Origin of the sequence: Aeromonas sp. R3-1 (assembly GCF_040908345.1) — a bacterium.
Taxonomy (GTDB): Bacteria; Pseudomonadota; Gammaproteobacteria; order Enterobacterales; family Aeromonadaceae; genus Aeromonas; species Aeromonas veronii.
In genome coordinates this window covers 1-13,278 of sequence record NZ_JBFODN010000132.1, presented here as the reverse complement: position 1 = coordinate 13,278, position 13,278 = coordinate 1, and the positions used below count along the sequence as shown (strand labels likewise).

Sequence of the window (13,278 nt, the reverse complement as noted above, 5' to 3'; positions counted from 1 at the left end):
CCCCAAACAGCCATAAAAAAGCCGCCTCTTGCGAGGCGGCTTCTTCATTCAACTTGGTAACCGGAGTTATCAGGCAATCAGCTTGTAGATGATACCGGACATGGCGATCAGGCCGATGATGGTCACGAAGCCGTTGCTGATGTTGCCAGCGTATTTGCGCATGGCCGGAACCTTGGTGATGGCGTACATCGGCATCAGGAACAGCAGCATTGCGATGATCGGGCCGCCCAGGTCTTCAATCATGCCGAGGATGCTCGGGTTGATGGTAGCGATGGCCCAGGTGGTCAGGATCATGAACACGGCAGTGACTTTGTTCAGCTGCTTGGTGTCAACGTTCTTGCCCTTCTCGCGCAGCGCCTTGGCCATCAGGCCGTTCATGCCCTCTTGCGCCCCCAGGTAGTGACCCAGGAAGGATTTGCTGATGGCAACCATGGCGATCAGCGGAGCCACAGTACCGATAACCGGGTTATCGAAGTGGTTGGCCAGGTAGGACAGGATGGAGATGTTCTGTTCTTTGGCAGCAGCCAGGTCAGCCGGGGAGAGGCTCAGTACGCAGCTGAATACGAAGAACATAACGGTCATCACCATCATGACGTGGGCGCCCAGCAGGATGTTGCTGCACTTCTTCTCGGCACCTTCACCGTAACGACCTTTGTTGTCCACCGCGAAGGAGGAGATGATCGGGGAGTGGTTGAAGGAGAACACCATTACCGGGATAGCCAGCCACAGGGTCTTGATGAAGTCACCGTTGAAGGCGTCGGACAGGGCCGGAGCTTCAGTGATGATGGCACCGTTCCAGTGCGGGATCAGGTAGAACGCCAGACCCATCAGGGTGAGCACAAACGGGAATACCAGCACGCTCATCGCTTTGACGATAACCTGGCCGCCCAGACGAACAACCGCCATCAGACCGAGGATCAGAGCCAGTGACAGAACGGCACGGGGAGGTGCAGACATGCCCAGCTGGTGAACAATCACGCTCTCGACGGTGTTGGTGATGGCGACTGAATACATCAGCACGATCGGGTAGATGGCAAAGAAGTAGAGCAGGGTGATGAATTTGCCTGCGGTCTTGCCGAAGTGCTCTTCTACTACTTCAGTGATGTCGCCATCACGGGTAGAGCCGGACAGCACGAAGCGGGTCAGACCACGGTGAGCAAAGAAAGTCAGCGGCAGCGCCAGGATCAACATGGCAACCAGCGGCCACAGGCCACCTACACCGGCGTTGATTGGCAGGAAGAGCACACCGGCACCGATCGCGGTACCGTACAGACCCAGCATCCAGACCACATCGGCCTTGTTGACGCCGCGGGAGGTGTTGCTGGCTAAACGACCATCAGCTGCAATATTCATGTCAGACATACGTTGTTCCTGTCATCTAGGAAAATGGGATTCTTGTTTGGTCGGGCCTTGGCCCGGTTCCATCTCCCTGGAACGCCTGCTGTCCGTCCTTGATATTAACCTCTCGCCCCCCGGCAACCTCGCCATCACTCCTTGTGACAACAGGATTGCAACAAACAACAGTGCGAGATTTTGACCCTCAGGGTCGGCGCCCGTTTCACTTAACAACCGATTAACGTGCGCCACTCTTGATGGGCTGACTTTAATTAAATGCCCTTATTAATCACAGCGTTTTTTTGAATTAATCAACCAAAGTTTGATTTTGGTCGCCTTTCGGACGACCAAGATCACACTCAAGGCGCCTTATTGTGAGTTTTTTTTAACAATTCAACTTAGTTTCACTGGAATCAATGGCCTGCGAGCAGCTACATATTTGCAACAAGCCACCCGTTTAGCGCGGATTGTGTGCAGCACGGCCTTGGCGTACCCTTGTGACTCACGCCTTTTTGTTGATTGATGATGACCATTACCCGTACCGATCTCGCCGAACTGGCGGTGTTTGCCGCCGTCGCCCGTCACCGCAGTTTCAGCAAGGCCGCCCTCGAACTCGGGGTCTCCGCCTCCGCCCTCAGCCACAGCCTGAAAGGGTTGGAAGCCCGTCTGGGAGTACGGCTGCTCAACCGCAGCACCCGCGCCGTGGTACCGACCGAAGCGGGCCAGCGGCTGCTCAAGCAGCTGCTCCCCACCCTCAATACCCTGGAAGAGGCGCTTTGCGAGCTGGCCCGCAACAGCGACGAGCCGGTAGGGAGACTCAAGCTCTGCGCCCCCCGCGGCGCCATCGACAGCCTGCTGGCACCGGTACTCATCGACTATCTGGCCCGTTATCCGCGGATGCAGGTGGAGGTGGTGGAGCAGGAGCTGATGCCCCGGCTGATTGAGGATGGTTACGATGCCGCGCTCTTTTATGGCGATCTGCTGCCCAAGGAGATGATCGGCATCCCCCTCGGCCCGCCCCAGCGCTATCTGGTGGTGGGCTCCCCGGCCTATCTGGCGGAGCACGGTACGCCGGAGCACCCGAGCGAGCTGAGCCGCCACGCCTGCATCGGATATCGCCTCACCCCGCACCACCACTATCGCTGGGCCTTTGCCGCCGACGGCACCATGCTGGAGATCGAAGTAACCGGGCCGCTCACCACCAGCACTCCGGCCCTCTATCTGGGTGCGGCCGAGGCTGGGTTGGGGCTCGCCTACTGTCTGGAAGAGGAGGTGAGCCAAAAGGTCGCAGAGGGGAAACTGCTCACCGTGCTGGAGCCCTGGTGCCCCACCTTTGCCGGTTTCTACCTCTTCTATCCCAGTCGCCATCAGCTGGGCAGCGGGTTGCGCATCCTGATCGACATGCTCAAGGCGCACTACCAAAACCCCGGATTAGTGAGTAATACTCAGCAATTCATCAAGTGAAACCCTGATTATCACCAAATAAGTATTAATCTAGACTAGCTGTTCGATAATCGAACTCCCCGAGAGAACAGATATGTCTGCCTATTTAACACTGCGGCAACGGGCCATGACCCGTCGCTTCTGGGCTTACGCCCTCCCCTCCATTCTTGCCATGCTGGTCTCGGGGGCCTACTACCTCATCGACGGCATCTTCGTCGGCCACTATGTCGGTGCCGCTGGCCTCGCCGGGATCAACCTGGTCTATCCGGTCATCATGGTGCTGATCGGTCTGGCCGCCATGATCAGCATGGGGGCCGCCACCGCCATCTCCTTCCAGCAAGGGGCGAAAAACGACACACTGGCCCGTCAGGCGCTGGTCAACGCCCTCTGGCTGCTGGCCGGACTCGGGGGCGTTGCGCCGGTGCTGCTCTACTACACACACACCGATATCCTGCTGGGGCTGGGGATTGAACAGGGCACAGAGACCTGGAAACAGGCAAGCGATTACCTCACCTGGATTGGCGGCGGCACTCTGTTGCTGGCCAGCAATCTGGCGGTCCCCTATCTGCTGCGCAACGATGGCCGCCCGAAACTGGCCATGGTGCTGGTGAGCAGCGGCGCCGTGCTCAATATCATCCTCAACTACATCATGGTGGGTCGGCTGGGGCTGGGATTGATCGGTACCGCGCAGGCCACCCTGATGGCAGAGGGTGCGGTGAGCCTAATCGGCCTTGGCTACTTCTTTACCCCCTGGGCGCGTCTGCGCCTCAGCTGGCGGGATCTGGTGCCCAACCTTCCCGCCATGCCGCACCTGCTCTTTACCGGCCTGCCGAGCCTGATTGCCCAGTTTAACCTCGGCCTGCTGCTGATGCTGCACAACAGCCAGCTGATGGTGTATGGCAATGTGAAGGATCTGGCGGGCTTTACCGTAGCCGGTTACACAGAAGCGGTCTTTATCGTCATTCTGCAGGGGCTCGCCTTCGGCATTCAGCCGCTCATCAGCAAGGCAGCAGGGGCCAAGCGCCATCGCAACCTCAAGTACCTGATGGAGATGGGGCTCAAGTTCACCTTTATCTACGGCATGCTGGTGTGGCTCACCATCCAGCTGCTGCCGGGACAGGTCGCCATGCTCTATACCGGCGACAAGGATCCCGAACTGCTGGCCGCTGCCATCAGCAGCCTGACCCTCAACCTCGGCGCCATTCCGCTGGAGGGGATCATCATGTTCGGCATAGTGCTGCTGCAATCCATGGCGCGTACCCGTCAGGCGCTGGTCATCTCCATCGCCAAAACCGTGTTGCTGCTGCCGCTCATCTTCCTGCTGCCGCAACTGTGGGGCCGTGATGGGGTGCTGATGGCCCAGCCCGCGACCGTGCTGCTGCTCACCCTGCCGCTCTGCTGGCTGCTGTGGCGCGAGTGGCTGCGCCTAAAGATAGCCTGCGCGCCAAAAGCCAAACAGCGCCCACAACCGGCCCGCGCACGCGCCGCCGTCCAGCTGGCCCGTTAAGGCCACCAATCCCGCAAAACAATAAAAAACCGGCATCCATTGATGCCGGTTTTTGCTATATGGGCGGGTCTGCTTGCGCTGACACAACAAGCCAGACCAGCACTGCTGCCCACACTTATGCCAATACTTCTGGCCTGAGCTGGGCCATCAGCCCCGGGTTGTCGGAGTAATCCACCGGAATGGCCACCACCGCAGGCCCCTCCACCGCCAGCGCGGCCCGCAGGGTGGCACGCAGCTCGTCGGCCGAACGCACCGCAAACCCGGCCGCCCCGAACGATTCGGCATAGCGTTTGAAATCGATGGGGCCAAAAGAGACGCCGGAGGTGCGGCAATACTTCTGCTGCTCCTGCATCGCAACCATGTTGTAGCCGTTATCGACCCAGATGATGTGAACGATATTGCTTTTGAGGCGCACCGCCGTCTCCAGCTCCATGCTCGACTGCATAAAGCTGCCATCCCCCGATACCGAGATCACCTTCTCACCCGGCCGTACCAGCGCCGCACCGATGGCCCACGGCAATGCCACCCCCATGGTCTGCTGACCATTGGAGATCAGCACCTGACGGGCACGGAAGCTGTAGAGGTAGCGGGCAATCCAGATATGGAAGCTGCCCATATCGACGCAGAGTGTCATGTCGTCGCGCACCAGATCCTGCAGCTCGCGCACGATACGCAAGGGGTGAACCGGATTGCCGTGCAGATCATCGGCCCGCATTGCCAGGCGCAGCCGCTGCTGGCGTACCCCTTGCAGCAGCCGATCTACCTCGAGGGGGCGGATTTTCGGATTGCCCATGATGCGGGTCAGCTGCAACAGGTTGGCGCGGATCGACCCCACCAGCTCGGCGGTCGGGCAGTAGCTGCTGTCGATATCGGCAGGCAGCACATCGATATGGAGGATGCGCCGCTCCCTGTCGCCATTCCACAGCACGGGATCGTACTCGATGGGGCTGTAGCCGATGCAGATCACCAGATCGGCCCCTGCCAGCAGTTGATCCCCCGGCTGGTTGTTGAAGAGCCCGACCCGTCCGGCAAAGTCATCGAAGTGGCAGCTGTCCACCACCCCGGCAGCCTGATAGGTACCGGTCACCGGCAGCCGCGCCTTGTCGAGGAAGGCGCGCACTGCTTCGGCATTTTCCGGCCGGCTCGCCATCAGGCCGAGCAGCACCACCGGATTCTCGGCGTTGCGCAGCAGGGTCAATGCCTGCTCCATATTCTGTTCGTCGGCGCAGCCCGGCTCCGGCACTTCACGAGGCACCAGCACATTGCCCTGCACCGGCTTGTTGATGATATCCATCGGCAGGCTGACAAACGCCGCCCCCGGCCGCCCCAGTTCGGCGGCGCGAAAGGCGTTGGCCATCACTTCCGAGATCGCCGCCCCGCTGTTGACCTGAGCGCTGAACTTGGTGACCGGACGACAGAGGTTGACCGTATCCATGCTCTGGTGGGTCAGCTTGAGGCCGTCGGCACGGCGTACCGCACCGCCCAGCGCCACCATGGGGTCCCCTTCCGAGGTGGCCGTCGCCAGCCCGGTAATAAGGTTGGAGCAACCGGGGCCCGAAGTGACCAGCGCCACCCCCGCCTTGCCGGTGAGGCGCCCCACGGCGGCTGCCATAAAGGCGGCGTTCGCCTCGTGGCGCACCACTATGGTCTCGATGGGGGAGTCCTCCAGCGCATCGAACACCCGGTCAATCTTGGCACCGGGAATACCGAACACCTGCTTGACCCCTTGCGCCTCCAGATGACGAACCACCAGCTCGGCACCGCACTTCCACTGTCTGTTTTCCATGATATTGCTCCTTGTCTATCAGCCTTCGGCGGCCTGAATGGCGCGATCGAGATCGGCGGGGTTGAGGTCGGCCTGCCGGAAAGCGGGATCCGATGGCAGGGCCAGATTGAGGTGACGCACCACAGAAAGTCGCAGGGTGCCGTGGGCCATGGTGTAGTCGAGCAGATGACCGCCCCCCTTGCGATCGGCGGTGATCATGTGCTCGTGAAAGCCCGCTACATTAACTCCCTGCACGAACGGCGGGCAGCGAAAGCCCACCAGAGTTCCCGCCACCGCGGCAAAGCGGAACAGCGGCTGCTGTTCGATAGCTTCCAGCATGGGGCGATAGGGGGGCTCCTGACGCGGCACGGTTCGTACCTTGGCCGTTTCAAACTGGCCGTCGAGGCGCAGGGCGACGAAGACGTTGTCGGATCCCACCAGCCGATCCACCCACTGGTGGATCTCGTCACGGCTCAGGGGGTGATCGAAGCGACGCTCCAGACAGGGGCGAAAATGGGTCATCACCGCGAAGGGGGTCTTCTGATCGGCGCGGGCGGGCCGAGCCGAGCCATCGGAGCGCAACTGGTGGATCTGCCGCTCGAAGGCGATCAGCTCACCATCGAGGTGATTGAAGGTGCCGAGGCCAAAGTCGCCGTGGCGCAGCAGCTCGCTCATGGTGGTCTCCCCTTCGTAGACCCCCGCCAGCAGGGCGCTCATCAGGGAACTCTGGTAGATCTCGCCACCGTCATGCTGCCTGCGCCAGCGGGAAAACTGCTGGCTCACTTCGAGGGCACAGCTGCACCCGGCACTGTCAGATGTTGCAATATGTTCCATTCGGGTTTCACCTCCACCGTGAATCCTGTTAGCGTTCGGATCCAATGGTGACTTGGTTCACATTTCAACACCAATACGCTGATCCCATGACTTTGAGACTCAATCGATATGGAACTTCGTACGCTCCGCTACTTCATGGCCGTTGTTGAAAAGCAGAATTTCACCCGCGCAGCCGAATTACTCAACATGGCCCAGCCGCCGCTGAGCCAGCAGATCCGCAAGCTGGAGGAGACCCTGGGCACCCCGCTGCTGCGCCGTTTGACCCGCAGTGTCGAGCTGACCGAGGCGGGCGAGAGCCTCTATCGGGATGCGGCGCAGATCCTGGCGCTGGCCGATGCGGCAAAACTGAAGGTAAAGCGGATTGCCCGGGGCGAGCAGGGGGCGCTGCGGATCGGCTTCGCTGGTTCCACCGTGCTCCACCCCGCGGTGCTGACCCTGCTGCACGACTATCGGGAGTGCTACCCCGAGGTGGCTCTCAGCCCGCAGGAGGGCACCATGCCGGCACTGGTGGAGGCGCTGCGCAACGATCGGCTGGATGCCGCCATCTTGCGGCTCCCCTGCCGGGGTAGCGAGGGCTTTGCCCACCACCTTATCGAGCAGGAGCCGCTGCTGATCGCCCTGCCGACCAGCCATCCCAAGGCCAAGCCGGGCCCCTTGCCACTGGCCAGCCTGAAGGATGAGAGTTTTATTCTGTTTCCCCACGCCATCGGGCCCGGGCTCTATGACGGCATCGTGGGCCTCTGTCGGGAGGCCGGCTTCGAGCCGATACTGGGGCCCGAATGCCCGCAGGTGATCTCCACCGTCGGCATGGTGCAGGCGGGCTTTGGCGTGACCCTGGTGCCCAGCTCGGTGGCGGCGCTGCGCCCGCTCGGGGTCAGTTACCACCCCATTGAGGGCAACGGCATGATGACCAGCATCAGTCTGGCAACACGGCCACACCCAAGCAGTGCCGTGCTGCGGCACTTTATCGCCCAGATCCGTGCCGCCCAGATACGACAGGGCCTCCCGAAGGAGGCCCTGTTGAACAAGCTTGAACCGGTTTGATGGCCAGCTTGCCTGATGCGACGGCTTATTTGACGGTGCTGCTTATTTGACCGTCACGCGGGCAAACTTGCGCTTGCCGACCTGATAGACGGCGGTACCGGCACCGATGAGTGCCTTGCCATCTTCCAGCTTCTCGCCATCAACCTTGACCGCACCCTGCTTGATCATCCGCAGCGCTTCGGAGGTGGTGGCCACCAGATCGGCCTCTTTCAGCAAGTTGGCAATGGCCAGACCTTCGCCTTCCAGAGCCAGCTCGATTTCCGGCATTTCGTCCGGGATGGCGTTCTTGGAGAAGCGCTGGGTGAAATCTTCGTGGGCCGCTTCAGCCGCCGCTTCGTCGTGATAACGGGCGATGATCTCTTTGGCCAGCCAGATCTTCACGTCGCGCGGGTTGAGAGTACCGGCCGCGATACCTGCCTTGAACTCTTCGATTTCGGCCAGCGGACGGAAGGAGAGCAGCTCGTAGTAGTTCCACATCAGATCGTCGGTGATGGACATGATCTTGCCGAACATCTCGCCCGGAGCGTCGTGAACGCCGATGTAGTTGCCTGCGGACTTGGACATCTTCTTGACGCCGTCCAGACCCACCAGCAGCGGCATCATCAGCACGCACTGGGTCGCCATGCCGGCATCTTTTTGCAGCTCGCGGCCCATCAGCAGGTTGAACTTCTGGTCGGTACCACCGAGCTCGACGTCCGCCTTCAGCGCGACCGAGTCATAGCCTTGCAGCAGCGGATAGAGGAATTCGTGAATCGCGATGGATTGGCCGCCGGTGTAGCGCTTTTTGAAGTCGTCACGCTCCATCATGCGGGCCACGGTCTGCTTGGCCGCCAGCTTGATCATGCCGGTCGCACCCAGCTCGCTCAGCCAGGTCGAGTTGTACTCGATGCGGGTCTTGGCCGGGTCGAGGATCTTGAACGCCTGCTCGGCATAGGTGAGGGCGTTGTGCTTGATGGCCTCTTCGGAGAGCGGCGGACGGGTGGCGTTCTTGCCGGAGGGGTCACCCACCATGGCAGTGAAGTCACCGATCAGCAGGATCACTTCATGGCCCAGATCCTGGAAGGTCTTCAGCTTGTTGAGGATCACGGTATGACCCAGGTGAATGTCGGGGGCGGTCGGGTCCATGCCCAACTTGATGCGCAGCGGGCGCCCTTCCTTCAACTTGGCGACAAGTTCTTCTTCAACCAGAATTTCTTCCGCTCCGCGCTTGATCTCGGCTAGCGCCACCTCGAGCTGGGACATTTTTTGACTCTCCATCACGATTCCACAGGGCCAAACATATTACTGGAATGGCGGGCCAATTGGAAAGGCTGTAAAATCCGTCCATTCTGCCCGACTTCATCTGCTTCTCATGGTTATTTGGCACGCCTTCAACGCACTCCCCCACTGGCACCGCAAGATGGTGCTGATCTTGAGCATCATGATCATGATGCTGGCTGCCTGGCCAAGCGAACAGGCAGTAGCAACACGGGTCGATGAAAACGGCAACGAAATTGCCCTGCGGGAACCGGCGAACGACAACGCGCTGAACGACGAGCTGACGGCCGAAGCCGCCCAGCCCGTTACCCCGCCCAAGCCGCGCTACATCACCAAGCAGGTGAAGGTGCGCCGTGGCGACAACATGGGAATCATCTTCCAGCGCATTGGCCTGAGCACCACGGATCTGCACCTGATCGACCAGCTCGAGGGCAGCGATCCCCTGCGGATGCTGCAACCGGGGCAGGAGCTCACCTTCAAGCTGACCGAAGATGGCCAGTTGCACAGCCTCTATTACCCCCACAGTCTGGAGCAGGCGCTCAAGGTGAGCCGCAAGGTGGAGACCTTTGTCGCTCGCAACGTCAAGATCGCCCTCGACACCCGCGAACAGGTGAGCAAAGGCGAGATCCGCTCCAGCTTCTGGGGCGCAGCGGTGGATGCGGGGATGACCGAAGATCAGATCATGGACTTGGCCGCCATCTTCGGCTGGGATATCGACTTTGCCCAGGACTTGCAGCCGGGAGACAGCTTCCGGGTGGTCTATGAAGACAAGTTCCGCGACGACGAGCGGGTCGCCTCCGGCGATATTCTGGCGGCGGAGTTCGTCAACCAGGGCACCGCCTACCGCGCCGTGCTCAATGAAGATGGCAACTACTACACCCCGGAAGGCAAAGCGATGCGCAAGAGCTTCCTGCGCGCGCCGGTCAACTTCAAATACATCAGCTCCAACTTCAACCCGCGCCGCCTCCATCCGGTGACCGGCAAGATCCGCCCCCATAACGGCATCGACTATGTGGCGCCGGTGGGCACCCCCATCATGGCAGCGGGCTCCGGCAGCGTGGTGGCCGCCGGTTACAACCAGTTCAACGGCAACTACGTCTTTATCAAGCATGCCGGCAACTATGTGACCAAGTACCTGCACCTCTCCAAGCGCACCGTCAACAAGGGGCAGCGGGTCAAGCAGGGGCAGACCATCGGCACTCTGGGTGGCACCGGCCGCGTCACCGGCCCGCACCTGCACTACGAATTCGTGGTGGGCGGCATTCACAAGAACCCGCGCACCCTCACCCTGCCGCAGGCAGAGACCCTGAGCGGACGCGAGCTGGCCAACTTCAAAAAGCTGGCGATGCCGCAACTGGCCAAGCTCGACAACCCCGAGCTGCAGCTGGCCCAGAACAAGCGGGATAGTCGCGGCAACTAAGCCATCAGGGCTGGCAGGGTGAAGGCCCTGCCAGCCCATTTTATTGAGCTCGCGCCAGGTGACCGGATTGAAATGAGTCCACTTTCGGACATAAGATGAGATGGAACACCGGGAGTGGCATGTGGCACGGAAGCAAGGGCTTATCTATCCTGTCTCTCTCACTCTTTTTCCGGTCCGCATTGAGGATGCAACATGGTTGAGCGTTATATCGGTCTGATGTCAAAGACCACGCCATGTGGCATGGGATGAAAGCCGTTCCCCTCTTCACCCTCTCTGCACACCGTATTTTCGAACAGCAATGTAAGGAGACACCATGGCTGAGCGCTATATCGGTCTGATGTCGGGAACCAGCATGGACGGCATTGATGCCGTGCTGGTGATGATCGCCGGGGATGAACTGCGGGTCGAAGCGGCGCTTTGTCACCCCTGGCCGCAAGAGACCGCCCGCACGCTGCATGCACTCTGCACCCCGGGCGACAACGAAATCGACCGCATGGGGGTGGCCGATAATCTGGTGGCGCGAGAGTTTGCCGCCGCCACCCACGCGCTGCTGGCCAAGGCGAAGCTTGAGCCCAAAGATATTCGCGCTATCGGCAGCCACGGCCAGACCATCCGCCATCGCCCCCAGCTCGGCTTTACCCTGCAGATCGGCAACGCCGCCCTGCTGGCCGCCTTGACCGGCATCGACGTTATCGCCGATTTTCGCACCATGGATATGGCCCTCGGCGGTCAGGGGGCGCCGCTGGTGCCCGCTTTCCATCAAGCGCTGTTTGCCAAGCCCGGCGCCCTGCGAGTGGTACTGAACCTCGGCGGCATCGCCAATATCTCGGTGCTGCCGGGCAATCCGGGCGGGGTATATGGTTTTGATACCGGCCCGGCCAACACCCTGCTCGATGGCTGGTATCGCCGCCATCAGCCCCACGGCGGCAGCTACGACGCCGGTGGCAAATGGGCCGCCAGTGGCAAGCCCATCCCGGCCCTGCTGGAGAAGCTGCTGGCTCACCCCTACTTCGCCGCCCCCGCCCCCAAGAGCACCGGACGAGAGATGTTTACCCTCGATTGGCTCGATGGGGAGCTAGCAGACACTTCATACGCCCCCGTGGATGTGCAGCGCACCCTGCAGGCGCTCACCTGCCACACCATCGCCCGCCAACTGCCCGCCCGGCCCGAGTCAGTCGGTGCCAGCCAGCCGAAAGCCGAGCTGTTTGTCTGCGGCGGCGGCGCCCATAACGCCCCCTTGCTGAAGGAGCTGGCCAGCCTGCTGCCTGCATGGCGCATCGCCAGCACTGCCGAGCTGGGCCTTGCCCCCGACTGGGTGGAAGGCGCTGCCTTTGCCTGGCTGGCCATGTGCTTTGTCCACCTCAAGCCGGGTAACCTGCCCGCCGTCACCGGCGCCAGCCGTCCGGCTGTGCTGGGGGCGCTTTATCCTGCCTGAGTGATGACAAGGGGCTGCGGATCAGTGTGCCCCCTTGAACAGACGCACAACCTGTTGCCGGATCGGTGCAAACAGCGGGGGCTTTGGCGGCTCCAGATTGATATGGCGCCGCCCGGCACGGGTTTCACAGCGAAGCAGATTCTGGATGTAGTGGTGGTGGGAGCGATGGATCAGCTGTGAAGCCTGATACGCCCACTGTCTGGGCACGCCCCACAGAGTGCTGGCAATCGCCCCGACGATGCAGAAGAAAGCGGGCTCCTGAATTCCCATCCGGCTGGCGTTCTCCAGCGCCTCCTTGAGCGAGTTGGAGTGGGCAATACAGGTCATGATATTGACCATGAAGGCGTCGTAATCATCCTCCCCACCCTTGCCAACGCGCGCCGTCAGGGTCGCCGCGGGCTGATAACCAAACTGATGGCTGATATTTTCCAACACCGTATTCCGCTGGCGGATCACCTTGCCATAAAACATCAGCATCACCATGCAGTCGATCGCCTTGCACAGCGCCTCGTAGTGGGGATGACTCTTCTTGGGACGCGGCGCCGTGGCGAGAGCCAGCTCTTCAGAGATAGCCAGCAGGCCCACAGGTACGGCGGTGCTGACAAACGAGAGATCAATCGACAGCTCCAGCCCCTCCTCCCCTTCCATGCGGGCCACAATCACATGTTCGCCAAACAGCCGACGCTGGCGCTCGATAAAGGCGCCAAAGACCAGATCACGAAACTGCTTTTGCGGATAAGGGGTATCGAGCAGGCTCTCGATGGTCATGATGGCGGCGGATACCCGGCCGCGCAGTCGGTAATCGGCAGGAATGGGAAAGCTCTTTCCCAGGCGAGGAGGTAACCGCTGCCCAGATGTTTGACAATACATATCGCCCAGAACGAAACCCAGCATAAATCCTCCACAGTCAGGTAATGATGATCGCAATGCGATCTCGCTTGCCAATCCTGGGCAATGGCCTGCCGGTGCATCGATGCTCTCCGTCAGGGCTCCTTGATTACCTTATTAATCATACGATTAATAGCGAGTGAAAAAAGCGACCTGACTCGCAATCACGCCACTAATTAACAGTTTCATCAAGAAACCATAAAAAGCGGTCGATAAATCCATTTTTTGACACATTTCCCTTTAAAAACAGTATATTGAACTTTATTCCTGCGAAATCATCTGAACTGTTCCCGAGCCCTGAAAACCATCCCAATCATCACAACCAGCCACAGATAAGAGGGAGATCAGAC

General features: G+C 60.6%; 10 protein-coding genes. 5 read left to right on the top strand and 5 right to left on the bottom strand.

Annotated features, from left to right (window positions below):
• Positions 1-69 precede the first annotated feature (69 nt).
• On the bottom strand, positions 70-1,362 hold the full coding sequence (locus tag AB5Y85_RS07930; protein ID WP_005338498.1) for an HAAAP family serine/threonine permease: 1,293 nt from the start codon (positions 1,360-1,362) through the stop codon (positions 70-72).
• A 498-nt stretch (positions 1,363-1,860) separates the two neighbouring features.
• Between AB5Y85_RS07930 and AB5Y85_RS07925 the strand changes: the two genes are divergently transcribed.
• Positions 1,861-2,799 carry a LysR family transcriptional regulator gene (locus AB5Y85_RS07925; protein WP_042055187.1) on the top strand — a complete coding sequence of 313 codons (939 nt, stop codon included), beginning with the start codon at positions 1,861-1,863 and terminating at the stop codon, positions 2,797-2,799.
• 73 nt (positions 2,800-2,872) lie between these two features.
• Positions 2,873-4,285 carry an MATE family efflux transporter gene (locus AB5Y85_RS07920; RefSeq protein WP_257687062.1) on the top strand — a complete coding sequence of 471 codons (1,413 nt, stop codon included), beginning with the start codon at positions 2,873-2,875 and terminating at the stop codon, positions 4,283-4,285.
• Positions 4,286-4,400: 115 nt separating this feature from the next.
• Here AB5Y85_RS07920 and alsS read toward each other — a convergent pair whose 3' ends face one another.
• Both alsS and budA read right to left on the bottom strand, forming a co-directional pair.
• Entirely contained in the window at positions 4,401-6,071 is a 1,671-nt protein-coding gene (alsS, locus tag AB5Y85_RS07915; protein ID WP_040066627.1) for an acetolactate synthase AlsS, read from the bottom strand.
• Between the two features lie 18 nt (positions 6,072-6,089).
• Complete coding sequence (gene budA, locus AB5Y85_RS07910) at positions 6,090-6,884, bottom strand: acetolactate decarboxylase (RefSeq protein WP_005338506.1); 795 nt, start codon at positions 6,882-6,884, stop codon at positions 6,090-6,092.
• A gap of 108 nt (positions 6,885-6,992) precedes the next feature.
• Between budA and AB5Y85_RS07905 the strand changes: the two genes are divergently transcribed.
• A complete protein-coding gene (locus AB5Y85_RS07905) occupies positions 6,993-7,928 on the top strand; it encodes a LysR family transcriptional regulator (protein WP_257687063.1) in 936 nt (311 codons plus the stop codon).
• 42 nt (positions 7,929-7,970) lie between these two features.
• On the opposite strand, the gene tyrS is transcribed toward AB5Y85_RS07905, so the two are convergent.
• On the bottom strand, positions 7,971-9,170 hold the full coding sequence (tyrS, locus tag AB5Y85_RS07900; protein WP_005347884.1) for a tyrosine--tRNA ligase: 1,200 nt from the start codon (positions 9,168-9,170) through the stop codon (positions 7,971-7,973).
• Between the two features lie 109 nt (positions 9,171-9,279).
• On the opposite strand from tyrS, the gene AB5Y85_RS07895 reads away from it, so the two are divergent.
• Both AB5Y85_RS07895 and AB5Y85_RS07890 read left to right on the top strand, forming a co-directional pair.
• The gene (locus AB5Y85_RS07895) at positions 9,280-10,605 is read left to right on the top strand and encodes a peptidoglycan DD-metalloendopeptidase family protein (RefSeq protein WP_257687064.1); all 1,326 of its coding nucleotides are present in this window, start codon (positions 9,280-9,282) and stop codon (positions 10,603-10,605) included.
• Positions 10,606-10,918: 313 nt separating this feature from the next.
• Positions 10,919-12,040 (top strand): anhydro-N-acetylmuramic acid kinase, encoded by a 1,122-nt coding sequence (locus tag AB5Y85_RS07890; RefSeq protein WP_257687065.1) that lies wholly within the window; start codon positions 10,919-10,921, stop codon positions 12,038-12,040.
• 21 nt (positions 12,041-12,061) lie between these two features.
• Here the strand turns inward: AB5Y85_RS07890 and AB5Y85_RS07885 are convergent, their stop codons facing one another.
• Positions 12,062-12,934, bottom strand: coding sequence for a hypothetical protein (locus AB5Y85_RS07885; protein ID WP_257687066.1), 873 nt, complete (start codon positions 12,932-12,934; stop codon positions 12,062-12,064).
• Positions 12,935-13,278 lie beyond the last annotated feature (344 nt).